The organism is Mycobacterium sp. GA-2829 (assembly GCF_001499965.1).
Lineage (GTDB): Bacteria > Actinomycetota > Actinomycetes > Mycobacteriales > Mycobacteriaceae > Mycobacterium.
The window spans coordinates 34,381-57,642 of the sequence record NZ_LQIT01000037.1; the positions used below are offsets into that span (position 1 = coordinate 34,381).

The window sequence follows — 23,262 nt, forward strand, 5'->3', positions numbered from 1 at the left end:
CGGCTCGCTACACGTCGGAGCTCGTGCGCCACAGGTCGATACCGGAATCGGTTGCGTACCGGTCGATCTCGGCGAGCTCCTCCGCGCTGAACTCCAGGTTGTCCAGGGCGCCGAGGTTCTCCTCGAGCTGCGCGACGCTCGACGCGCCGACCAGCGTGGAGGCGACGGTGGGTTCGCGCAACACCCACGCCAGCGCCAGCTGGGCCAGTGTCTGGCCGCGCCGTTCGGCGACGCCCGCGAGGCCGCGCAGCTGTTCGCGCACCTGCTCGGTGACCAGGTCGTCGTCGAACGACGGGCGTGCGGTGGCGCGGTCGATGTCGGCCGGCGGCGCCTGCAGGTAGCGGTCGGTGAGCAGCCCCTGGGCCAGCGCGGTGAACGCGATCGCGCCCATCCCGGCGTTGCCCAGTTCGGTGGTGAGGTCACCTTCGATCCACCGGTTCAGCAGCGAGTACGACGGCTGGTGGATCACCAGCGGGGTGCCCAGCCGTTTCGCGATCGCCGCGGCCTCGGCGGTCTTGGCCGCCGAGTACGACGACACCCCGACGTAGCGGGCCTTACCGGTGCGCACCGCGGTGTCGAGCGCGCCGATCGTCTCCTCGAGCGGGGTGTTGGGGTCGATGCGGTGGGAGTAGAAGATGTCGACGTAGTCGAGCCCGAGCCGGTCCAGGGATTCGTCGAGGCTGGCCAGCAGGTAGGCCCGGCCGCCGAGCTGGCCGTACGGGCCCGGCCACATGTCCCAGCCCGCCTTGGTGGAGATGATGAGTTCGTTGCGGTACGGCTTGAAATCCCGCCGCAGCATGCGGCCGAAGTTCTCCTCCGCCGACCCGTAGGGCGGGCCGTAGTTGTTGGCGAGGTCGAAGTGCGTGATCCCACGGTCGAAGGCGTAGCGCAGCACCTCACGCTGTACGTCGAACGGCCGGTTGTCGCCGAAGTTGTACCAGAGTCCGAGCGAGATGGCGGGCAGCAGCAGCCCCGAGGTCCCCACCCGGCGGTACGGCATGGAGTCGTAGCGCTCTCGTTTGGCCACCCAGGGGTCGTGGGAGAAGGGGACGTCACCTATCAGCAGGTTCTCGGACATGTCCGCAATCGTAGTGACGCGGCGTCGGATCAGGCCGCGGCGCCGAACCACGTCGGCAGGTGAGCGCTCAGATCGTCCTGATCGGAACCGGTCCACGACACGTGCCCGTCCGGCCGCAGCAGGATCGCGGGGACATCGAGGGCGTCGCTGGTGTCGACGACGTGGTCCACCCGGTCCTGCCATCCGGTCACCGAGAGCCTGCCGGTCTGGTCGAGCAGTAGGCCACGGCCGCCCCGCATCGACTCGTAGAGCCGCCGTCCCGTCAGCGGCAGGTCGCGCATACGGCGACCCAGCAGCGGGTGGCCCGTGCCCATGTCGTAGCCTATGCCGATCGCGGTGGTCTTCTCGATCAGGGCGCGGGTGACGTCCTCGATGTCCATCAGCTCGGCCAGCAGCCGGCACACCGCCTGCGGTCCCGGTTGCCTGCTCAGCAGGTGCATCTGCGCCCGCGTGGCGGTCAGGACGTCGGCGGCCACCGGGTGCCTTTCGCTGTGGTAGCTGTCGAGCAGTCCACCCGGCGCCCAACCGTCGATCACCGCGGCCAGCTTCCATCCGAGGTTGACCGCATCCTGGATGCCGAGGTTGAGACCCTGTCCGCCGGTCGGCGGGTGCACGTGCGCGGCGTCCCCGGCGAGCAGTACGCGCCCGACTCGGTAGCGGTCCGCCTGCCGGGTGGCGTCGCCGAACCGGGACAGCCATCGGGGTGAGTGCGCCCCGAAGTCGGTACCCGCCGTGGCGCGCAGCCGCTCCCGAAACCCCGCCAATGTGACTGGTGCCGAACGATTCTCGGTGACCCCGTCGGCGGGGGCCATCACCCGGTACCACCCGTCGCCGATGGGCATCGCCCCGAACAGTGATTCGCTGCGGCGGACATCGCTGACGACGGCGGCGATGGTGTCCGGATCCGCGCTCAGCGCCATCTCCCCGAGCAGCGTCTCCACCGTGCTGGGCTCGCCGGGGAATCCGACGCCGATCAGTGCGCGGACGGTGCTGCGCCCGCCGTCGCATCCGACGAGGTAGCGCGACCGGATCCGGCTGCCGTCGGCGAGTTCCGCGGTCACCCCGTCGGCATCCTGGCTCAGCGCGACGAGCGCCTCGCCGCGCCGGATCTCGGTGCCGAGTTCGGCGGCGCGTTCGGTGAGCAGGCGGTCGGTGACGGGTTGGGGGATGCCGAGGATGTAGCCGTGCGCGGTGTCGAGTCCGTTCGGCGGCGGTTTGACGACGCCCGCGAAGGAGCCGTGCAGCGGATGCTTGATGCCCTGCGCCAGGAACCGGTCCAGTAGGCCCCGCTGATCCATGATCTCGATGCTGCGCACGTGCAGCCCGAGTGAGCGCACGTGCGGTGCCGGTTCGGCGTCACGCTCCACGGCCACCACCTGTACCCCGTGCAGTCGAAGCTCCGCCGCCAGCATCATCCCGGTGGGTCCGCCACCGACGATCGTCACGTCGTACATCCGCTCACCTGTCTCTCGTGCCGCGAAAAGGCCACCAGATCAGCCACTTTCGCCGTGGTCGGACGATTGTGGGGGATGACCGGGGTCTTGCCGCAAGCCCCGGGGTGCGCGCTACAGTGAGAGTGGGACGGCGAGGGTCTCAGCCCGGCACATCCATCCGCTGAGTTCCGATCACCGACAACAGCCGCAGCGCCTGCTCCGACGGCGAACCCGGTTCGGCGGTGTAGATCACCAGACGCTGATCGCGGTCGGCGATGTCGAGGGCGTCGCAGTTCACCGACACCGGACCCACGGCGGGGTGATCGAACGTCTTGCACAACACCGGCCGGGTGACGACGTCGCGACCATCCCATAGAGTCGCGAATTCCTGACTGCCCGAACGTAGTTCGTCGATCAACGCGATGGTCTGCGGGTCATCCGGATAGCGGGCGGCGCTGGCGCGCAGATGCAGGGCGCAGGTCCGTGCGAACTCGTCGGCGTCCGAGACCCCGTAGAGCCGACGGCCGTCGACGGCAGGCCCGAGGAACGCCCGGCGAGCCAGGTTGCGGTCGCGCACCGGCAGGGCGGAAAAGTCCTCCATCAGCGCGCAGGCGAGATCGTTCCAGGCGAGCACCTCGTAGGTCGCGGAGACGACGATCGCCGCGGCCTGCGGTAAGCGGTCGATCAGTTCGAGGATGCTCTGGCGCACCGTGCGCGGTGGACCCGGCGGACCGGCCGGGGCGACGCCGGCCAACCGGTACAGGTAGGCGTCCTCGGCGTCGGACAGCCGCAACGCCCGGGACAGACCCCCGACGACCTCACGGGACGGGTGCGGGGCGCGGCCCTGTTCGAGGCGCGTGTAGTACTCGGTCGAGATATACGCGAGCTGGGCCACTTCGTCGCGGCGCAGACCTGGGGTGCGTCGGCGGCTGCCGCGCGGGAGCCCCACATCCGTGGGGTCGATGCGCTCCCGCCTGCTGCGGAGGAACGCCCCGAGTTCCTGTTTCTGCACACCCCCATTCTGCGTGCGCCTTCGCCGCACCGCCCACCGCAAGCCAGGTACTGCCGATACCTGGATAAGTCGCGAAGCCGTCACCACGCTCGACGACATGGACAACGCAGAGAAGACAGGGCTGCTGGCCGACAAGGTCGCATTCATCACCGGAGCGGGACGCGGCATCGGTGCGGCGGCGGCACGACTGTTCGCGCACGAAGGCGCGGCGGTGCTGCTCGCCGCGCGCACCGAGGACGAACTCGCCACGGTCGCCGACGAGATCACCGCCGACGGCGGCGCCGCGGCGTACGCGGTGTGCGATCTGGCCGACGGCGACAGCGTGCGCGCCGCGGTCGCCAGGACGGTCGAGGTGTTCGGCCGGCTCGACGTCGCGTTCAACAACGGCGCGACGATCGTGCCGCCGGGCCCGCTCGACCAGGTCAGCGAGGCCGATTTCGACCGCGTCTACGACGTCAACCTCAAGGGGGTCTTCCTGGCGATGAGCGCCGAGGTGGCCGCGATCCGGGCCACCGCGGGCTCCGGCGCGATCGTCAACACCTCCAGCGTCGGCAGGCTCAAAGGCAATCCGGAGCTCCCGGCCTACGGCGCGATGAAGCGCGCGGTCAACAGCCTGACCGAATCCGCGGCCGTCACCTACGGTCCGGAGAACATCCGGGTCAATGCGATCACCCCGGGCACCACGCTGACCGAGATGATCCGGGAATGGGAGCGGGCGACACCGGGCGTCATCGACCGGCTGGTCGCGGACTGTCCACTCGGACGCGCCGCCGACCCCCGCGAGGTCGCCGAAGCCGCGGCCTGGCTGCTGAGCGAACGCGCCTCATACATCACCGGCGCGGTGCTGCGGGTCGACGGCGGCACTGCGGTGTGACCTCGTCGAAGCCGACTCGGCCACCGCAGGATTCACCTGCGGTGGCCGAGTGTTTGTCGTGCTCGCGTCAGAAGGTCGGCACGAAGACGCCGTTGAGCCAGACGCCCCAGTGCTGCCAACCCTCATCCCAGACCTGCTGGTTGCCGTTGGCCCACGCCGGTGCGACCGGCTGCGGCGGCGCCCATGCCGGAGCGGTGCCCGGGTTCGGGCCCGCGGGCGGAGCCGGCGGGGGAGCGGGCTGACCCGGTGCCGGCGCCCACGCTGCGGGGGCGGCCGGTGCGGCGGCGTCACCTGGTGCCGGTGGCGGCGGAACCGGCTCGGCGCTGGCGGTGGCCGCGGCGAACCCCATACCGGCCATCACACCGCCGGCGACTGCGGCTCCGCTGATCATCTTCCTCAACCTCATCGCGTGACTCCCTCCTTTGTCGTGTCATCCCGTAATCGGTACGAGGCCTTCGTCATTGACCAACGCGGGGCAGGTAAACCCTGATGTGGCCCACGACATGGCCGGCTCAGCGGGCGAACCCGGCCGGGCTGAACTCCCCGTCGGCGAGTTTGCCCTCGATCTCCTCGAGGCTGCGCCCGGTCAGATCCGGCATGCGGAAGAAGACGAACAGCCAGGCCGCCACGTTGAACGCGGCGTACAACCACATCGACGGACCGACCCCGATCGCGGTGATCAACGACAGCAGCGTGAGCGTGATCAGCAGGTTGGTGCCCCACAGCGCCGCGGACTGGACGGCGGTACCCGCGGGCCGCACGGCCAGCGGGTAGGTCTCCGAACCGGTCAGCCACCCCATCAGCTGCAACCCGCCGGCATTGAACAGCATGAACACCACCAGACAGGCGATGATGAACGGCATGGAGTCCCGGCCGCTGTTGCCGGTGACGAACAGCAACCCCAGGACGAACAGGCTCAGCGCGGCGCCCGGGATCATGATCAGCGTCAGTCGGCGCCGCCCGACCCGGTCGATGATCGAGAGCCCGACCAGTTGCGCCACCAGATACGCGACACCGAGCGCGACCGAGACCTGCAGCGCGACCGACGTGTCGAAACCGTTGTCGGTCAGGATCGTCGGGGAGTAGTAGATGATCATCTCGATACCGCTGAGCTGGGTGAAGATCGCGATCCCGCAGCCGAGGATCAAGGCCGGACGCACCCATGCCGCACGCAGACCGGACCAGCCTCTGGTGCCGGCGTTGCGTTCGGCGCGCACCAGGTCGGCGGTCTCGTCCAGTTCGGTGCCGACGTCGTAGCTCGACGGCCGCACCCGCTCGAGCACCTCGCGCGCGGCGACCGCGTCGACGTTCTTGACCAGCCAGCGCGGGCTCTCGGGCAACCGCAGCATCAGGCCGAGCATGATCGACGCCGGGATCGCGGCGGCACCGATCGACCAGCGCCAGTCGATGGACTCCGAGGCGCCGACGATCGTGGCGATGACGATCCCGACACCGATCGCGATCTGAAAGCACAGCACCAGCCGGCCGCGGTACTTCGGCGGCGCGAGTTCGGCGACGTACATGGGGGCGGTCTGGGTCGCGCCGCCGACGGCGAAGCCGAGCACGAGCCGGCCCAGCGACAGCAGCACGGGATTGGGCGCCAGTGCGCACCACACCGCCCCGACGGCGAAGACGACCGCGAGCAGGACCAGCGTGCCCTTGCGGCCGCGACTGTCCGACAACCGGCTGCAGGTCAGCGCGCCGATCACCGCGCCGAGCAGGATGCTGGCGGCGATCACCTGCTTCCACAGCTCCTCGATCCCGAAGTCGTCGGTGATCTGCAGCAGCGCCCCGGAGATGATGCCGGTGTCGTAGCCGTACAACATGCCCGAGATCGCCGACACCAGCGCCACGATGACGACCGAGCCGGTGAGTTGGCCGGAGCCGCCGCGCCGTCGCTCGGGGGCTTCCGACGACACGCTGTCCAAGGATGTCACGGGCGGTCCCTTTCATCGCGGCGCGTTGGCAACGTCGCGCGGTTACCCACAGCAACGCCCCGGCAATCGCAGGACGACCCGGTCAGCGGCGGGTGACGATGTGGCCGAGCGCTTCGCGGTCGCCAACGCCGACCTTGGCGCAGGCGCGGTAGATGTGGCCCTCCACGGTGCGCACCGACAGCACCAACCGCTCGGCGATCTGTTTGTTGCTCGCCCCGGCGGCGATGAGCTCGGCGATCTCGCGTTCGCGCGCGCTGATCGGCAGGGGATTGGCGGCGGCCTTGAGCGCCGGGGTGCGGATCCCGCCGGATTCGGCGGCGAGCCGGTCGGCGTGGGCGGCGGCATCCACGGCGCGCCGTTTGTCGTCGGCCGCCCGGTACAGCGTCGAGGCGTCGGCGAAGGCGTCGGCCGCCGACAGCAAGGCACCGAGCCGTTCGAAGCCGTCGGCGGCGGCTCGCACCGCGTCGGCGTCGGAGTCGACGAGTGCGGTGGTGTGGTCGCGGATCAGCCCGGCGAGCGCCCCGCCCACGGTGTCGCAGAGTTCGAGGAGCCGTGGGGCGCAGTCCCGGTCGCCGAACCGCACCGCATCGTGGAGCGCGATCAGTTCGAAGCCGTGCTGACCGCCTGCGGCGGCGAGCCGTGCGGCCTCGAGCGTCTTCTCGACGGCGAGGCTCACGGTGCCCTCCGCGGCGGCCAACCACCCCTCGGTCAGCCGCAGCTGCGGTTCGAACACCGCGACATGGCGGCCCAGCCGGGTGCGCAGCTCGGCGACGATGCGGTGGGCGGCGTCGAGTTTGCCCAGTACGCAATAACATTGGGCCAGCAGCAGGCGTGCCGGGAAGCTCCAGGTCGCCGCGCTCTCGGCGGTGAGGGCCGCCACGGTCTGTTCCATCGCCGCGACCGCGTGGCCGAACCGGCCGCGGGCGACCTGGACGGTGCCCGCCAACACGTTGGCCATACCCCAGGCCAGGTACTGGCCGGGGGAGGAGATGCGCAGGATGTCGCCGCACCGGCGTTCGGCGGCGCTGAAGTCACCGGCGAGGATCAGGGCCCGGATCTCGCCGAAGGCGCTGAGGTACCGCAGCAGCCCGTCGACCTTCTCCTCGACGGTGAGACCCCGTTCGGCGACGGACTTCACCTCGTCGAGCTCACCGGCCTGGGCCAACGCCAGCGCACCGCCGATGATGGCCCACTCGACCGCCGAGGCCGGTGCGTCCGCGGCGGCGAGTACGCGGCGGGACAACCGGATCGCGTCGGGCAGCTGGTTCTCGAACGCCAGCGACGCCGCGGACAACCCGTCGAGGAACAACGTGAGCGACGGATGGCGCAGGCGGCTGCGCAGCAACGCGAGCACCTCGTCGGCGGTGTCGGCGTCGCCCATCGACCACTGCAGGTTCGCGATGCGGGCCGCACCCCACAGTGTCAGTTCCAGTTCGTTGAGCTGTTCGGGGTCGTATGCGGTCAGAATCTGATCCGATTCGGCCGCTTCGCCTTTCCACAGCAGGGCGCGGGCCAGCAGTTCACTGGCGGGGAAGCCGCCGCCCCGGTTCACCGCCGCACGGGCCAGTCGTTCGCCGAGGGTGATGTTGCCCAGGGCGACGGCGTCGCGGGCGGCGGCGACGAGCAGGTCGACACTCGGGAGTTCGTCGCTGTCCAGGGTGAGTTCGGCCAGACGGATCCGCTGCCCGGGGCTGACCGCGGGCCGCTCGCGCAGCGTGCGCACCAGTTCACCGCGGACCCGCCGCGCCGCGGCCACTCCGAGGCGGCGCCGGATCACCTCGCCGAACAGCGGATGGGTGAACTGGACGTCGAGCCGGTCGACTTCCTCGGTGATGCGGATCAGCCCGCGGACCTCGGCCTGTTCGACGGCGTCGGCACCGGCGAGCGCGGTGAACGCGTCGAGTTCCAGCGGCTCCCCGAAGGTGAGCAGGTGCAGGGCGTGCAGGATGTCCTGCGGCAGCTGCTCGACCCGCACGTCGAGCAACGACGCGAGTTCCGAAGTGACAGAGGCACGTCCGCGCAACTGCCAGACGCCCCGCACCTGACGCAGGGTGCCCGCCTCGAGCGCACCCTCCACCAGGTGCCGCACGAACATGGCGTTACCGCCAGAGGCCTCCCAGATCAGATCGGCGGACAGCCCCTCCACCCGACCTCCCAGCGCCTGCTCGATCAGTCGCGAGCACTGGATCTTGGTGAACGGCTTGAGGTGCAGCCGCTGCAGGTAACCGTCCTTCCACAGGGAGGTGATCGCGTCGGGCACCGGTTCACCGTCGCGGATGGTGGCGACGATGCGCACCGAGCCGTCAAGCGCCAACTGGTGCAGCAGCGTCGCCGACAACTGGTCGAGTAGATGGGCGTCGTCGACGCCGATGATCGAATGTTCCTCGGCGAGAATCGTCTGCCGCGCGGCGGCCAGGAACGCCATCATGTCGCGTGCCGTGGCCGATCCGACGAGGTGCGCGAAGACCCCCAGCGGAATGCTGCGCGCCGACTCGGTCGCCGCGATCCACTGCACGTGGTCGGGCAGTGATTTGGTCACCAGTCGGGCCAGCGTGGTCTTTCCCACGCCGGCGTCGCCGAACAGCACGATGCCGCATCCGCCGCTGTCCGGGAGCAGCGCGGATTGGATCAATTTGAACTCATTGTCCCGCGAGACAACGGGCCACGGCTGCGACGCCACGAAAACACACAATACTCACCTCCGCCATTTCTGCATTCCCGTTGTGCCATAGCTCCGCTTATCCGCATAACGCAGCCGCGCAAGTTGCGAAATGGGCGTCTGCCTGCTTTTTGCTGGAATTCACGACGGTGGTCCCATTTGTTTACATCTACAAATTCCGGCCCAAGTGGAATTGCTGCGAAAAGCCGATCGCGTACCGCACTACTCGCGACGGTCCGCACCGGTGGACGCCAAAGTCACGGCCATGAACAGACGCCGAATCAGCCGCCGCAGGGCCGTCATCTGGATCCGACGCTATCTGCCGTGTGAGATCGCGGGCACCGCAGTCGAATTCGGCGGTGCGGCCGCGGTCTACCTGTGGACCGGATCGTTCGTCGCGGCCGCACTCGCAGGCACCGTCGGCGCCTCGGTCGGGTACTACGCGACCGCCTACACGGCGGCGCTGCGGTGGTCGTACCACACCATGCACGGCGGGCGCCCGATGCGGATACTCAAGGCCAACGCACTCGCCCTGCGCAGCGTCGCGATCGAATTCGGCCCGGCCGAGGCGGTCGACAGCATCGCCGTGCGCCCGTTGGCCTTCTACCTCGCACCACAGCTGCTCGGCGGGCTGGCCGTGGGGTGGATCGCGGCAAAGGTGTTCGCCGACATTGTCTTCTACGCCTTGGCCATCGGCAGTTTCGAACGCTTCGGGACCCTGCTCGCCCGCAGGCCCGGCACCCACGACGAGAAGGAAGCGGATCATGAGATCGACACGGCGCCAACGGCTGCATGACACCCTGGGCGCGCAGGCGGCCAGGCAGGACTGGGCCGGCCTCCTCGAGGCGCACGGCACGCCCCTGCTCGTCCTGGACCCCGACGCGGTCCGCGCCGCCTACCGTGAGCTCAGCGCCCGGCTACCGGGATTCGGGCTGCACTACGCGGTGAAGGCCCTGCCACACCCGGCGGTGCTGGCGGCGGTCGCCGGCTGCGGTGGCGGCTTCGACGTGGCCACCGGCGCCGAGGTGGATACCGTTCGCGCACTGGGCATCCCGATGGACCGCTGCATCTACACCCACCCGATCAAGAAGCCCGCCGACATCGACCATGCCTACCGCGCGGGGATCCGGACCTTCGTGGTGGACAATCCGATCGAGGCGCAGAAGTTCACCGGCCGTGGCCGCGACGTCGAGGTGCTCGTCCGGTTGGCGTTTCCGAATCCGTCGGCCAAATCGGACCTGTCGACCAAATTCGGGGTCGCGCCGAACGACGCCGAGCTCGTCGTCAAACAGGTACTCGGAAGCGGGGTGTCGTTCGCGGGCTTCAGCTTCCACGTGGGCAGCCAGGGCACGTCGGTGCAGCCCTATCGGACGGCGCTGCGCGCGACCCTCGACCTGTGCGAGCACCTCGAACGCGCGCTCGAGGTGCCGGTGCGCACCATCGACATCGGCGGCGGCTTCCCGGTGACCTACCGCGATCCGATGCCCACCGTCGACCAGGTCGCCGGTGTGGTCGACGAGGTGCTCGGGAAGCGGCGCACGGCCTTCCGGCTTCTCGCCGAACCAGGCCGGTTCCTCGCCGCCGACGCGATGACGCTGATGACGAGCGTGACGGGGACCGCCATCCGCGACGGCAGGACGTGGCACTATCTCGACGACGGCCTGTACGGCAGCTACTCGAACATCCTCACCGAGGACGTCCACCCGCCGATCCTGGCGCTTCGGGAGATCACCGAGCTGCGTGCTGTCGCCGTTCCCGACATGGAACCGGTCACGCTGGCCGGACCCACGTGCGACAGCATCGACGTCGTCGCCACCGACTACCCGATGCCGCCGCTGCGGGTCGGCGACATCGTGGTCAGCCCGTTGATGGGCGCCTACACCGCGGTGACCTCCTCGCGGTTCAACGGCATCGCGCCGACACCGATCGTGGTGGTCTCCCGGTGAACTCGCCCCCCAGGGAAGGCGGCTCCGCGAATCGCCCAACCCCCGGGAGCGATTCGCGAAGCCGCTTCATGACGATCGCAGGACGAGGCCATCAGGGTCGCGAGTAGTGCACTACTCGACTTCTGACCGGGGCCTCGAAAACGTATCGGTCTCAACAACCCGGGGACACGATCCACCATCGTCGGTTCAATGCACGGGTGACTACAGACCAGGCGCGCAACGGCGTCCTGATGGCCATCGGCGCGCAGGTCCTCATCCAATTGGGCATGGCGGTCGCGGTGGGCCTCATCGACTGGATCGGCTCCGACGGCACCGCCTGGCTCCGGTTGGCGTGGGCGGGGTTGCTGCTGCTGGTGGTGGTGCGCCCGCGGCCGTCGGCCTTCACCTGGCGCACGTTCGGGATGTGCATCGTGCTGGGATGCGTGACCGCGGCGATCACGCTGTTCTTCATGGCGTCGCTGGACCGGCTCTCGCTCGGCACCGCCACGGCCCTGGAGTTCCTCGGCCCGCTCGCGGTCGCCGTGGTGCACGGCAAGGGGCGGCATCGGATCTGGTGGCCCGCGCTGGCGGGACTCGGCGTGGTGCTGCTGTGCCAACCGTTCGACGGCGGCATCGACGGCAAGGGTGCTTTCCTCGCGATTGCCGCAGGTGTGTGCTGGGCGGTCTACATCCTGCTCACCCAGCGGGTGGGCGACGAGGTCTCGGGCGTCAACGGGCTCGCGGTGTCGATGCCGGTCGCCGGGATCGTCTCCAGCCTCTTCGTGAGCACCGATGTGTTCGGGCGGATGACCCCGGAGCTGCTGCTCATCGGCCTCGGTATGGCCGTGCTGCTGCCGGTGCTGCCCTACGTGCTGGAGCTGCAGGCGCTGCGCCGGTTGACGACCGCGGCGTTCGGCACGCTGATGGCGCTCGAACCGGCGTTCGCGTTGGTCGTCGGATTCCTGCTGCTCGACCAACGGCCCGACATCGCAGGCATTGTCGGCATCGCCGCAGTGGTCGCCGCGGGCATCGGGGCTGCGCGCGGCGGCGGCCGGGAGATGGCCGTGCCCCTGGAAGTCGGGTGAGGTCTACAGCTGCACGCCGCGGGTCAATGCCCCGTCCACGACCAGGTTGGTGCCGGTGATGAAGCTCGCCGCCCCGCTGGACAGGAACACCACCGCGTTGGCCACCTCCTGCGGGGTGGCCATCCGGCCGGTCGGGTTCAACGCCAGCGCGGTGGCGAACAGGTCAGGGTTGTTCTCCTCGATCGACGTCCACACCCCGCCGGGGAAGTAGGTGTTGCCGGGGCTGACGGTGTTCGCGCGGATGCCCTCGGCGGCGTACTTGTACGCCACGCCCTGGGTGTAGTGGATGATCGCGGCCTTCATGGTGCCGTACGGTCCTGCAGCGAAATCGATCTCGCGTCCGGAGACGCTGGAGATCGTCACGACCGAACCGCCGCCCGCCGCGCGCAGGTGCGGGAGCGCGGCATCGACCAGGCCCACGGTGCCCATCAGATCGACGTCGAACGACGTGCGCCAGTTGTCCGCCGATTCCGGGATCGCCAGGGCGCTGACGTTGGCGACGACGCCGTCCAGACCGCCGAGTGTGTCGGCGGCCGCGCCCACCCACGCCGTCAGCGCCGCCGTGTCGCCGACGTCGACTGCGGTGCCGACCGCGGTTCCGCTGCCCGCGAGTTCGGCCTCGGCCTCGGTGACCGCCTCCGGGGTGCGGGCGCAGAACGCGACCGCCGCCCCTTCGGCGAGTAGCCCTTCGACGACCGCGCGACCGATACCGCGGGTGCCTCCGGTGACCGCGAATCGCTTGCCGGTCAGGCCTAATTCCATGACGGTCCCTCTCAGTAGGTGATCGTGCCGAATGATGCTGCTGCCGAACGGAGTTCGGCGTGGATACCCGAGTAGGCCGCCGCGGCGGGCAACAGCCGCTTGTCGATCTTGGTCACGGAGCTGTAGTTGGTGTCGACGACGTTGGCGATCGGCGCCAGCGAGATCTGGGTGAGAAGCTGGTAGGCGTCGAGTCGGTCCAGCCCGTAGAGCTCACCGAGCCAGGTGATCATCTCGACCTGACCCGCGCGCCACGCCTCCTCCAGCGGCCGACCCGAGCCGACCGTCACCAGATGGGTGTCGGTCTCCAACCGCGGCCACGCGGGGCCGCCACCCTTGACGAGATCGACGATCACGGTCACGTTCATCGCGCCTTCGACCGCGGTGCCGCACGATTCGCCTTCGCCCTGCCGGTAGTGGCCGTCGCCGAGCGAGAACAGCGCCCCGGGCACATTGACCCCCAGGTAGCAGGTCGCACCGGCGGCCATCTCCGGGGTGTCCATGTTGCCGCCGAAGACGTCGGGTACCAGCGAGGTGCGGACCTCGCGGCGACCGGGGGCGACGCCGACCGTACCGAGCATGGGGTTGGCGGGCAGCGCGAGCTCGAAGTCGCTGCCATGTGCGGAGAACGCGAGAGTGTCTGCGGCCGAGTCGTATTCGTAGATGTAGGTGCGTTCGGGCAGCGGGTCCTGCAGGGTCGGGCTGACTGGCACGCTGGTCAACCCGCCGAAGAACGGGATGAGCGTGGACGCGCCCCACGTACGGGCCGGGGTGAGGTCGACGAGGTGGATCGCGAGCGTGTCCCCGGGTTCGGCGCCCTCGATCCAGAACGGCCCGGTCTGCGGGTTGAGGTCGGGGGTGTTCAGCACGCTGCTCGCGACGTCGGAGACGCTGGTGATGCGTCCGCCGTAGGCGTCCTCGGTCCACAGCGTCAGCGCGGTCGGCGTCGTGATGCGCATGACCGGCGCGGCGCCACCGAAGGTGTAGGCGAACTGCTCCGGTGTCGGGACGAAGGTGCGGTGATCCATGGCAGCCATCCTTGTCCTCGATCGCCGGTGCCGCAGTGTTTCCCGACGGGCACGCGTGTCGCCGGGAATGTGACGGCGGCCATACCGGTTGCCATCGGCATGGCGAAGATGAGCAGAGACGAGCGCGAACAGTTTCTGGCTGACGTCCACGTCGGTGTGATCGCGGTGGAGCGGCCCGACCGCGCGCCGCTGGCGGTGCCGATCTGGTACGGCTACCGGCCAGGCGGCGAGGTGGTGCTGTGGACCGAATCGGACTCGTTGAAGCACAGGCTCATTCGCGACGCGGGCCGCTTCGCGATCACCGCGCAGGACGAGCGCCCGCCGTACCGGTACGTCACCGCCGAGGGCGATGTCACGAGCATCGAACCCGCCGAGGACGCCGACGTGCGCGAGCTGGCGGTCCGTTACCTCGGTGCCGAGGCCGGTGCGGCGTTCGCCGACGAGAACCTGACCCCGACGTCGATCGTCATCAGGATGGCGCCCGAACGCTGGTTGAGCGTGGACTACTCCGAGTGATCAGCTGGAGGCGTCGAGGATCTTGATCGCGAACACGAGTGAGTCACCGGGCTGGATGCCCGCGGCGGGCTGGCCCTCGGGATAGCCGTCGGCGGCCGTCATCGCGACGGCGACGGTGGAGCCGACCTTCTGGCCGGCGATCGCCTTCTGGAAGCCGGTGATGACGCCGTCGAGCGGGAAGTCGACCGGCTCGCCGCGTTCGTAGCTGCTGTCGAAGATCGACCCGTCGCGCCCGTTGACGCCCATGTAGCAGACGGTGACCGACGCCGTGTCCGCCACGACCGGCCCGTCGCCGGGCTGCAGGGTCTGCACCTGCGTCTCGGTCACGCTGAACGGCGCGGTGACCTCGACGGTGGGGGACGCGGTGTCGGTGGATCCGGTGACCGCGACGCTGCCGGTCGCGCCGGGCAGCGTCCACTCGGGCGCCCCTGCGCCCTCCGGCGGGGCCGTCGGGCAGGCCAGTTCGGCCGCGGAGCTCTCGACGACCGACGACGGCGGCAGCAGGTCGGCCATCGCCGAGGTGCTGGGCGACGAGCTCGACGCCGCGGTGTCCTCGTCGGACCCGCAGGCGGCGAGGGTGACGACCAGGGCGGCGGCGCAGGGAACGAGCGCGGCGGAGGTAAGCACACGAGTCGGGTTCACCGTCGTCACGCTACAGCCGCCGCGGGCGCGCCCCGGAGCCCACCTTGCGGAATAACCATCGCAACGATACGTTTCGTATCGATGAAGAAAGGAGTCATGAGAATGGCACACATCAACATCAGCGATGACCTGCAGGGCAAGGTCGCCATCGTCACCGGCGCCGCGAGCGGTATCGGCCGCGCCACCACCCGGCTCTTCGCCGAACATGGCATGACCGTGATCGCCGAGGACGTCGATTCCGGTGTCGAGCAGCAGTACGCCGACACCGACTCCGTCGTCGCCTTCGTCGGCGATGTGGGGCAGGAGCGGACCGCCGTCGAGGCGGTTGACCTGGCGACCCGCGAGTTCGGCAGGGTCGACGTCCTGGTCAACAACGCGGGGACCATCGTCAACAAGACGGTCGTCGACACCACGCTCGACGAGTGGAACCGCATCCTGACCACCAATGTGACCGGGGCGTTCCTGCACACCCGCGAGGCGATGAAGGCCATGATCCCGCACGCGAGCGGTTCGATCGTCAACATCGGGTCCTACGCCTGCTTCCAGGCGTTCCCCACGATCTCGGCCTATGCCGCCTCCAAGGGCGCACTCGCCCAGCTGACCCGAACGGCGGCGCTCGAAGGTGTCGAACACGGCGTGCGCGTCAACGCGATCGGCGTCGGCGACACCGTCACCAACATCCTCGGCGACCCGAACGACCTCGCCGAGCACGGGAAGGGCGCACCCATGCGGCGGGCGGCGGATCCGAGCGAAATCGCCAACGCCGTCGCATTCCTCGCCTCGGACCTGGCGAGCTACGCCGTCGGAGCGGTGTGGATGCTCGACGGCGGGATGAGCGTCGCCGTCCCCAACTAGCTCACGAGGAGGCCTCGGAACCATGACCGATGCCACGGTGCGCCCCCGCGGTGCGGCAGTGACCGGTGCGATCCTGTCCGCCGCCCGGGAACTGATCGACCAGAACGGTCTGGACTCGCTCACCGCGGAGGGCGTCGCGGCGCGGGCCGGGGTCGGCAAGACCACGGTGTACCGGCGCTGGCCCAACGTGTGGGCGCTCGTCGTCGACGCCTTCCTCGAGGACGTCAGCGCGATCGCGCCCATCACCGAGGGGGCCACGGTGCGCGAGGGTTTCCGAGCCTCGATGCGGTCCCTGGTGCGGGCGTACCGCGGCCCGACGGGTCAGTTGCTGCGTGCCGTCATCGGGCGGGCGCAGGTGGACGACGTGCTGCGCGAGGAGGTCCGCAACCGCTGGGTCGAACCCCGCCGCGACGCCGCCCGTGACCTCGTGCGGCGGGGGATCGAGTCCGGGGAACTGCGCGACGACCTCGACGTCGACGTCGTCCTCGACACCCTGTACGGGCCGATCTACCACCGAATCCTGGTGCCCTACAACGGCGCCGACCTCACCGACGCGTTCGTCGACGCCATCGTCGACCATGTCTTCGGCGGACTGGAGAGGCCATGAGTCAGGCGCGTTCGCTCATATCACCGGTCGCCGGCGTGCCCTCGGCGAGGCCGTAGCGCAGGTACACGGTGCCCTTCGGACTCGCCGCGGGCGGATCGAGCAGGACCAGATTGGTGGGAACGGCGCCGCCGTCGAACACCTTCTTGCCGGCGCCGAGCACGATCGGGTGGATCCACAGGTCGATGCGGTCGAACAGCTTCTCGCGCAACAGGGTCTGCACGAACCCCAGGCTCCCGACGACCTTGATCCGCTCGTGGCGGTCACGGAGACGCGTGACCTCACCGGTCAGATCGTGGCCCAGCTGTGTCGAGCCCTCCCATGACAGGTCCGGACGGCCCGGGAGGCCACGTACTTGGGGCCGGTTCAGTCGCCGACCGCGGCACACACCTTCCTGAGCAGATCCGCGAGCGTCACCCGCTCGGCGGGGGTCAGTGCGGCGATCAACTGGCCGTCGGCGGCCAGGCGGCGCGGTAACTGCTCGTCGATGACGGCCCGTCCCACGTCAGTCAGCGCGAGCAGGACCACGCGGCCGTCGCGTTCGGACTTCTGCCGCACCACCAGTTCCCGGCGGACCAGGCTGTCGGCGATCTTGGTGATCGACGCGCCGCTGAGCAGCGTGGTGGACACGACTTCGCTGGCCCGCAGTGGTCGCTCGGCCCGGGCGAGGGCGCTGAGCACGCTGAACTCCGACCGGGTCAGGCCGTGTGGTTCCAGTTCGAGGTCGAGTCGGTGATTGCAGATCGAGGCGATCCGCTGGACGCGGCCGAGGATGTCGATGGGTGAGGTGTCGAGGTCAGGCCGCGTGTGTGCCCACTCGCGGCGGACCTGGTCGACGGTGTCGCCGGCCGCCTGAACTGCACTGCTCACGGGGCCAGCCTACCGAATTTAGTTCATTGGTAAAACAACGGTAAAATGAATCGAGTGTCTGTCACCCTCACTCGACATCTCGGTCATCGATGGACCGCCCTCACGCACGCCGTCTCACCGAGCGCATGGCGGGGCGTGCTGCGCATCGACGCGCACAGGGCCGGTTTCGCCGCACCCCTGCGCGTCGGTGTCGCGGTCACGGTCGTCTTCCTCGTCGGGGGCCTGACAGGCCAGCACCTCCTTGCCGGATTCGCCGCGCTGGGGGCGTTGGTGTCGGCGTTCTGCCGACCGGATCCCTATCCCGTGCGTGCCGGCCGGCTCGCCGTCCTCGGCGTCGGGATCACCGCCGCGATCGGCATCGGTGCGACGCTCGGGGCGACCGGCGCCGACAGCTACGTCGTGACCGCCGTGATCGCCGTATTGGCCGGTGCGGCGGCGTATCTCGTGTGGGCGCTGCACATCGTCGGACCCGGTGCCGTCGTCTTCGTGTTCGGTGCCGCGGGCGCCCAGTCGTTCGCACACGACGCCGGTGACATCGCGCTGGCGATGGGCGTCACGCTCGGGGGAGCGGTCATCGGCGTCCTCGCCGCACTCGCGCCGTGGCTGCTGCACGGGCTGCGCGGGGAGCGGAGTGCCGCCCGGCGGGAGTCGTTGTGGGTCACGCTGACCCGGGCGCCCCACCGGGCGCTGCTCACGCGCGGCGTCCGCATCACGATCGCGGGTGTGCTGGCCGCGGCGATCGCGATGGCCCTCGGGTTCGACCACCCGCTGTGGGCGACGATGGGTGCGGTGGCCGCGATGCAGGGCGTCGGTTACCACGTCACGGTTCATCGCGGAGTGCAGCGACTGCTCGGCAACGTCGCGGGCGCTCTGCTGGCGGCCGGACTGCTTGCGCTGCCGCTGGGCTACTGGGGTGCGGTGGCCGCGATCATCGTGTTCCAGGTCGTGGCTGAGGTCGCCTCGACAGTGAACTACGCGGTGACGTCGATGGCCGTGACGCCGATGGCGCTGCTGCTCACCGGACTCGGCGCCGGACTCGCGCCGGCGGTGGCCCTCGACCGGGTGCTCGACACCGCCGTCGGAATCGTGGTGGGGATCGTCGTCGCGGCGGTCACGATCAGCGGCGCGGACGCCGAGCACCTGCGCTCACGCGCTGCGGTCGGGTCGTGAATTGTTGCCCTGATGCACGGGCGACTCCCAGGTGTAGGGCTCCTCGGGGTGGCCTGACCCGCCGAGGATGAAGGTGCGGTCGCTGCGGTTGGCCCGCACGATGGTCGCCAGCCACGTGCCCACCGTGCTGAACCGGTTGCGCACGCCCGTGAGGAACGCGATGTGGATGAACCCCCATCCGAGCCAGCCCGGCAGACCGGTCAGCTTGACCGGACCGGCCTGCAACAGGGCGTGCCCGCGGCTGATGTAGGCGGCGGACCCGAGGTCGCGGTAGCGGAAGTCCTTGCGCCGCTTGTGTTCCAGGTCCCGTCGGATGCTCGCCGCGGCGTGCAGACCGCCCTGCATGGCGTTCTCCGCGACCCCGGGCAGACCGTCACGGCCGGCGAGGTCACCGATCACGAACACCTCGGGATGGCCGGGCACCGACAGGTCGGCGTCGACCGTGATGCGCCCCGACCGGTCGGTGTCGGCGCCGAGTATCTCCGCGGCATGCCGCGCGAACGGCACCGCCTCGACACCAGCCGTCCACAGCACCGTGCGGGTCGCGTGATCCGTGCTCGCGCCGCCCTTCTTCGCCGTCACGGTGATCCCGTCGCGCCGGACATCGGTGACGTGCACGCCGAAGTGCAGCTCCACGCCCAATCTCTCGAGTTGGTGCCGGGCCCGCTCGGAGAGCCCGGGCGCGAAGCTCTTGAGCACCCGGTCGCCGCCGTCGAACAGCAGCACCCGGGCCTCCTCCGGGTCGATGCTGTGGAACTCGTTGGCCAGCGCCCGTGTGGCGAGTTCGCGGATCTGGCCGGCCAATTCGACACCGGTCGGGCCCGCCCCGGTGACCGCGAACGTCAGCCACTGGTCGCGTTCCGGCCCGGCGGGCAGCGTTTCGGCGATCTCGAACGCGGCGAACACGCGCCGACGGATGCTCAGCGCATCGTCGAGTGTCTTCATCCCGGGCGCCCACGCGGCGAATTCCTCTTTCCCGAAATAGGACTGCCGCATGCCCGCCGCGATCACGAGATAGTCGTACTCGAGCTCGAACGTCGACTCGTCGGGGCGCCGCGCGGTGACCCGGCGGGCGTCCGCGTCGAGCCGGACGGCCTCCCCGAGCAGTGTGGTGACGTTGCGGTGTTCGGCCAACTCCTCACGTAGCGACCGGCTGATCTGGCCGATGCTCAGCGTCCCCGTCGCGCACTGGTAGAGCAGCGGCTGGAACACATGGCAGGCGGCGCGGTCGAGCAACGTGACGTCGACGTCGACGTTCCGGAAGCGGCGAGCGCAGAACAGGCCGCCGAAGCCGCCGCCGATGATCAGTACCTTGGGTCGTCCGTTTCCCATGCCGCATTATCTCCTCGCGGAGATCGCGGCTCGGCACTAGACCGGTTGGGCCGCGAGGTAGTGGCCCTGCGCGAGGTCGTCGAGCAGGCCGGGGCGCGTGGGCTGCCAGCCGAACCGATCCCGGGTGAGCGCACTGGACGCCGGGAGATCCTGGCCGAAAAATGCGCCGAGCCAACCGAAATGGTCGTAGATGGTGTCGGCGGGTACGGACCTGGTCGGCAGCGACAGCCCACGCCCGATGGCCTCGGCGATGTCGCGGGTGGGGATGCCCTCCTCGGCGATCGCGTGCAACACCGTCCCCGCCGGAGCCGACTCGACCGCCGACCGGAACAGCACCGCCGCATCGTCGCGGTGCACCGCGGGCCAGCGGTTGGCGCCGTCGCCCGGATAGGCCGAGACCCCCTTATCGCGGGCGATGGCCACCAGCCGGGCGACGAATCCGTGGTCCCCGGCGCCGTGCACGGTCGGCGCCAACCGGACCACCGAAGCCCGTACGCCCTTGTCGGCGAACGCCAGCGTCGCCTGTTCGGAGACGCGCGGCGTGCCCTCACCGGCGGGCAGGTCTTCGGTGAGGAGCCGACCCGGTGCGTGGCCGGCCGTGCCGCTGGCGACCACCAGCGGCCGGTCCGATCCCGCCAGCGCCCGCCCGAGCGTCTCGATGGCGCGACGGTCGAGTTCGCCCGCCGCCGAGAAGTTCTCGAAGTCGTGGCGAAAGGCCAGATGGATGACGCCGTCGGCGTTCTCGGCGCCGCGGCGCAGCCCGTCGAGGTCCTCCAGGTCACCGCGGTGCACCTCGGCGCCGTGTGCGGTGAGTGCCTGCGCGGAGTCTTCGGAACGGGCGAGGCCGAGCACCTGGTGGCCGCCGTGGATCAGTTCGGGCACCACCGCCGACCCGACCCAGCCGGACGCTCCGGTGACGAATACACGCATTGCTTCCTCCTTGATGTCAGTAACTGTCATCGACAGTAATGCTGATGACAGCCGCTGTCATCCCGGTAGTATTCCCGCCGTGGGCCGCTGGCAGCCGAATGCTCAGGGTCGCCTCGAGGAGGCGGCCCTGTCGCTGTACGCCGAACGCGGCTTCGACCAGACGACGGTGGCGGAGATCGCTGAACGCGCCGGCCTGACGGAGCGGACGTTCTTCCGCCATTTCGCCGACAAGCGCGAGGTGCTCTTCGGCGGGCAAGACCAGTTGCTCGGCGTGATGACAGAAGCCGTTGCAGCGCAGCAGGATTCGAGCAGGCCGTTGGATGTGGTCAGCGCCGCCCTGCAGTCTGCCGCCGAGGCTCTCGAGGACCGGCGTCCCCGTTCGCGAATCCGGCAGCAGCTGATCAACAGCCATCCCGGGCTCCGGGAACGTGAGCTCATCAAGCTCACCGCGCTGGCGGACGGACTGGCTGAGGCGCTAGTCCGGCGGGGTGTGCAGGACCGGATTGCGCGGTTGTCCGCCGAAGCCGGCGTCGCGGTGTTCAAGGTGGCGTTCGAGCAGTGGATCGAAAGCGATGACCACGACCTCGCGCACTACGTCCGTGCCGGCATCGACGAACTCAAGGCGCTCACCGCGGGCTGAAGCTCCCGAGCAGAGCGGCGATCCCGGGACGTCGGAACAGACCAGCGCGACGTCGGCCCGGCCGTCGCGCACCGCGGCGGTCTGATCGCGGGTGAAGACGAGCTCGACGGTGTCACTGCCGAACCGCGCAAGATAGGCGCGGACCGGTTCGCGGAGCAGGCGCGCACCGGTACCCGGTGGAGTCGCGACGCGCAGCGGGGTGCGGCCGGCGCGCTGCACCAGGCGGACCGCGCGGTCGAGGGCGGCGAGGGTGTCGCGCGCCTCCCGCGCGAAGACCTCCCCGCCCGCGGTGAGGTCGACGCGACGGCTGGTGCGGTCGAACAGGGGAGTACCCAGCCGTCGTTCGAGCTGTGACATCGCCCGCGACAGCGGGGGAGCGGCGATGCCGAGTTGTTCGGCCGCGCGGGCGAAGTAGCGTGTCGGCACGGCGAGCAAGTACTCCAGCTCACGGACCTCGACGCGTTTCATGTTGACGGTGGTGTCCGCCGTCCATGGCCGGGTGCGCGCGCGGTCGGCATGCCCACCTCAGATGTCCACGACGAGTTCGCCGCCGATGTCGACCGCGATTGGACGCCTCGACCTCCTCACCGTCCTCGATCGCCTGGGCCAGCGCATCGGCCACCTTCAGGAATCGGGCGTCGTAGCGCCCCTGCACCGCTTCGGCCATACCCTCGACAACGACGCGTCGCAGTCAGCCATTCGAGGTCTGAGGCGAATCCCGGTTGATCTTCGCGTGGATCAGATGAGGTCTTGGTGCGACGAGCGCCGGTTCGAACTGCCGGGCGAGGTCGGTCGTGGTCTCGGCGCGGGTAGCGGGGACGCCGAAGCCGGTTGACGGATCGCGGAGTCCGACGAGAGTTCGACCGCGACGGCCGAGGTCGCCGATGCGACCACCCTCACGGTCGACCGACGCGTAGCCGGAGTTGTCGAGGATGACCATCGTGACGTCGATTCGCTCGCGGGCCATCGTCCACAGGGCCGACATGGTGAACATCGCGCTACCGTCGGCCTGCAGCGCGACGACCGGCCGATCCGGTGCGGCGATGGCCGCGCCCAACGCAACCGGCAGCCCCTGGCCGACCGCGAGGCCGGAGAGTCCCAGCGAATCGTGGCGCGCCGCGGCTGGCATCGCAGGGCCGAGAATGCCGCCGGAGTTAGTCAATTCCGTTGTGCGTCAACGGGTGTTGACGGCGCCCGGACTCGGGCTAGTTGTCGCTGGGTGGGGCTTTGGGTTCGAAGGGTGTGTACCACCACCAGTCGGCGCGTTCGCCGCTGGGCCCGGGATAGGGGTCGACCTTCGGGGGCGCTTGGGTGGGTGGCCGCGCCAGCGACCCGTCACGCATGGTCCGGCCTCGGCTGTCGGTGACGACGAGTTGGTGGGCGGGTCCGGTGATGGTGATGATCCCGCGGTGATGCGCCCGATGGTGATAGGGACAGACGAGCACGAGGTTGTCGAGTTCGGTTTCGCCGCCGTTTTCCCAGTGGATGATGTGGTGGGCGTGCAGTCCGCGGGTGGCTTCGCAGCCGGGGACCACGCAGGTGCGGTCGCGGTGTTCCAACGCCCGCCGTAGCCGGCGGTTGATCAGTCGGGTGGCTCGCCCGGCCCCGATGGGCTGGCCGTCGCGTTCGAACCACACCTCACAGGTCGCATCACAGGTCAGGTACTGCCGATCAGAGTCGGGCAGCAGGGGTCCCAGGTGTAGGGCGGCGATGCGGTCTTTGAGGTCGAGGTGCACCGCGACGGTGGTGTGGGCGCTGTGCGGGCGGCGGGCGGCGTCGGTGTCCCAGCCGGCTTCGATCAGGGCCATGAAGGCATCACCGCGGGTGGGCATCGGAGGCCGGACCGCCGCCAGGCTCTCGCCGTGCTCGCGTTTGAACTGGGCGATCAGTGCGTCGTGATGGGATTGCAGCGC

23 protein-coding genes and 2 pseudogenes are annotated in these 23,262 nt (G+C 69.7%); 9 read left to right on the forward strand and 16 right to left on the reverse strand.

Annotated features, from left to right (window positions below; all coding sequences use genetic code 11):
• Positions 1 to 7: 7 nt before the first annotated feature.
• The 3 genes from mgrA to AU194_RS21370 form a co-directional block, all read right to left on the reverse strand.
• On the reverse strand, positions 8 to 1,078 hold the full coding sequence (gene mgrA / locus AU194_RS21360) for an L-glyceraldehyde 3-phosphate reductase (protein ID WP_059091268.1): 1,071 nt from the start codon (positions 1,076 to 1,078) through the stop codon (positions 8 to 10).
• A 29-nt stretch (positions 1,079 to 1,107) separates the two neighbouring features.
• Positions 1,108 to 2,532 carry a rifampin monooxygenase gene (rox, locus tag AU194_RS21365; RefSeq protein ID WP_059091269.1) on the reverse strand — a complete coding sequence of 475 codons (1,425 nt, stop codon included), beginning with the start codon at positions 2,530 to 2,532 and terminating at the stop codon, positions 1,108 to 1,110.
• Positions 2,533 to 2,671: 139 nt separating this feature from the next.
• Positions 2,672 to 3,523, reverse strand: coding sequence for a helix-turn-helix transcriptional regulator (locus AU194_RS21370; RefSeq protein ID WP_059091270.1), 852 nt, complete (start codon positions 3,521 to 3,523; stop codon positions 2,672 to 2,674).
• 97 nt (positions 3,524 to 3,620) lie between these two features.
• Here AU194_RS21370 and AU194_RS21375 point away from each other — a divergent pair, with 97 nt between their 5' ends.
• Positions 3,621 to 4,397, forward strand: coding sequence for an SDR family NAD(P)-dependent oxidoreductase (locus AU194_RS21375; RefSeq protein WP_059091271.1), 777 nt, complete (start codon positions 3,621 to 3,623; stop codon positions 4,395 to 4,397).
• Between the two features lie 67 nt (positions 4,398 to 4,464).
• On the opposite strand, the gene AU194_RS21380 is transcribed toward AU194_RS21375, so the two are convergent.
• The 3 genes from AU194_RS21380 to AU194_RS21390 form a co-directional block, all read right to left on the reverse strand.
• Positions 4,465 to 4,803, reverse strand: a complete 339-nt coding sequence (locus AU194_RS21380; protein WP_059091272.1) for a hypothetical protein — start codon at positions 4,801 to 4,803, stop codon at positions 4,465 to 4,467.
• Between the two features lie 106 nt (positions 4,804 to 4,909).
• Positions 4,910 to 6,334 (reverse strand): sugar porter family MFS transporter, encoded by a 1,425-nt coding sequence (locus tag AU194_RS21385; protein ID WP_231743521.1) that lies wholly within the window; start codon positions 6,332 to 6,334, stop codon positions 4,910 to 4,912.
• 82 nt (positions 6,335 to 6,416) lie between these two features.
• On the reverse strand, positions 6,417 to 9,014 hold the full coding sequence (locus tag AU194_RS21390) for a LuxR family transcriptional regulator (RefSeq protein ID WP_059091274.1): 2,598 nt from the start codon (positions 9,012 to 9,014) through the stop codon (positions 6,417 to 6,419).
• A 244-nt stretch (positions 9,015 to 9,258) separates the two neighbouring features.
• On the opposite strand from AU194_RS21390, the gene AU194_RS21395 reads away from it, so the two are divergent.
• The 3 genes from AU194_RS21395 to AU194_RS21405 all read left to right on the forward strand — a co-directional run bounded on the left by AU194_RS21395 (position 9,259) and on the right by AU194_RS21405 (position 12,003).
• Positions 9,259 to 9,789 (forward strand): hypothetical protein, encoded by a 531-nt coding sequence (locus AU194_RS21395; protein ID WP_059091294.1) that lies wholly within the window; start codon positions 9,259 to 9,261, stop codon positions 9,787 to 9,789.
• A complete protein-coding gene (locus AU194_RS21400; protein ID WP_059091275.1) occupies positions 9,758 to 10,939 on the forward strand; it encodes a type III PLP-dependent enzyme in 1,182 nt (393 codons plus the stop codon). The genes AU194_RS21395 and AU194_RS21400 overlap by 32 nt, the downstream gene beginning before the upstream one ends.
• Before the next feature lie 197 nt (positions 10,940 to 11,136).
• Entirely contained in the window at positions 11,137 to 12,003 is an 867-nt protein-coding gene (locus AU194_RS21405; protein WP_059091276.1) for a DMT family transporter, read from the forward strand.
• 3 nt (positions 12,004 to 12,006) lie between these two features.
• On the opposite strand, the gene AU194_RS21410 is transcribed toward AU194_RS21405, so the two are convergent.
• Entirely contained in the window at positions 12,007 to 12,765 is a 759-nt protein-coding gene (locus AU194_RS21410) for an SDR family NAD(P)-dependent oxidoreductase (protein ID WP_059091277.1), read from the reverse strand.
• An 11-nt stretch (positions 12,766 to 12,776) separates the two neighbouring features.
• On the reverse strand, positions 12,777 to 13,790 hold the full coding sequence (locus tag AU194_RS21415; protein WP_059091278.1) for an acetamidase/formamidase family protein: 1,014 nt from the start codon (positions 13,788 to 13,790) through the stop codon (positions 12,777 to 12,779).
• A 99-nt stretch (positions 13,791 to 13,889) separates the two neighbouring features.
• Here AU194_RS21415 and AU194_RS21420 point away from each other — a divergent pair, with 99 nt between their 5' ends.
• A complete protein-coding gene (locus AU194_RS21420; protein ID WP_197417698.1) occupies positions 13,890 to 14,306 on the forward strand; it encodes a pyridoxamine 5'-phosphate oxidase family protein in 417 nt (138 codons plus the stop codon).
• Here the strand turns inward: AU194_RS21420 and AU194_RS21425 are convergent, their stop codons facing one another.
• Complete coding sequence (locus AU194_RS21425; RefSeq protein WP_059091279.1) at positions 14,307 to 14,933, reverse strand: FKBP-type peptidyl-prolyl cis-trans isomerase; 627 nt, start codon at positions 14,931 to 14,933, stop codon at positions 14,307 to 14,309.
• Between the two features lie 117 nt (positions 14,934 to 15,050).
• Between AU194_RS21425 and AU194_RS21430 the strand changes: the two genes are divergently transcribed.
• The gene (locus AU194_RS21430) at positions 15,051 to 15,803 is read left to right on the forward strand and encodes an SDR family NAD(P)-dependent oxidoreductase (RefSeq protein ID WP_059091280.1); all 753 of its coding nucleotides are present in this window, start codon (positions 15,051 to 15,053) and stop codon (positions 15,801 to 15,803) included.
• Between the two features lie 22 nt (positions 15,804 to 15,825).
• Positions 15,826 to 16,410 (forward strand): TetR/AcrR family transcriptional regulator, encoded by a 585-nt coding sequence (locus tag AU194_RS21435; RefSeq protein WP_059091281.1) that lies wholly within the window; start codon positions 15,826 to 15,828, stop codon positions 16,408 to 16,410.
• A 1-nt stretch (position 16,411) separates the two neighbouring features.
• Here the strand turns inward: AU194_RS21435 and AU194_RS21440 are convergent.
• Positions 16,412 to 16,767, reverse strand: a pseudogene (locus tag AU194_RS21440) (dihydrofolate reductase family protein); the annotation flags it as partial.
• Between the two features lie 6 nt (positions 16,768 to 16,773).
• Positions 16,774 to 17,277 carry a MarR family winged helix-turn-helix transcriptional regulator gene (locus AU194_RS21445; protein WP_059091282.1) on the reverse strand — a complete coding sequence of 168 codons (504 nt, stop codon included), beginning with the start codon at positions 17,275 to 17,277 and terminating at the stop codon, positions 16,774 to 16,776.
• A 54-nt stretch (positions 17,278 to 17,331) separates the two neighbouring features.
• Here AU194_RS21445 and AU194_RS21450 point away from each other — a divergent pair, with 54 nt between their 5' ends.
• On the forward strand, positions 17,332 to 18,447 hold the full coding sequence (locus tag AU194_RS21450) for an FUSC family protein (protein WP_231743523.1): 1,116 nt from the start codon (positions 17,332 to 17,334) through the stop codon (positions 18,445 to 18,447).
• Here AU194_RS21450 and AU194_RS21455 read toward each other — a convergent pair.
• Positions 18,424 to 19,779: an NAD(P)/FAD-dependent oxidoreductase gene (locus AU194_RS21455; protein WP_059091284.1), complete on the reverse strand. Its 1,356-nt coding sequence runs from the start codon at positions 19,777 to 19,779 to the stop codon at positions 18,424 to 18,426. The two genes, AU194_RS21450 and AU194_RS21455, sit on opposite strands and share 24 nt — an antisense overlap.
• A 36-nt stretch (positions 19,780 to 19,815) precedes the next feature.
• Complete coding sequence (locus AU194_RS21460) at positions 19,816 to 20,709, reverse strand: SDR family oxidoreductase (protein WP_059091285.1); 894 nt, start codon at positions 20,707 to 20,709, stop codon at positions 19,816 to 19,818.
• 79 nt (positions 20,710 to 20,788) lie between these two features.
• Between AU194_RS21460 and AU194_RS31365 the strand changes: the two genes are divergently transcribed.
• Entirely contained in the window at positions 20,789 to 21,349 is a 561-nt protein-coding gene (locus tag AU194_RS31365) for a TetR family transcriptional regulator (protein ID WP_082698766.1), read from the forward strand.
• A 288-nt stretch (positions 21,350 to 21,637) separates the two neighbouring features.
• Here AU194_RS31365 and AU194_RS32925 read toward each other — a convergent pair.
• The 3 genes and pseudogenes from AU194_RS32925 to AU194_RS21480 all read right to left on the reverse strand — a co-directional run.
• Positions 21,638 to 21,817 (reverse strand): annotated as a pseudogene (locus AU194_RS32925) (LysR family transcriptional regulator); the annotation flags it as partial.
• 223 nt (positions 21,818 to 22,040) lie between these two features.
• Entirely contained in the window at positions 22,041 to 22,478 is a 438-nt protein-coding gene (locus AU194_RS21475; RefSeq protein ID WP_059091288.1) for a thiamine pyrophosphate-dependent enzyme, read from the reverse strand.
• Between the two features lie 76 nt (positions 22,479 to 22,554).
• Positions 22,555 to 23,262, reverse strand: a 708-nt coding sequence (locus tag AU194_RS21480; protein WP_157576363.1) for an HNH endonuclease signature motif containing protein, incomplete at its 5' end; no start/stop codon positions are given.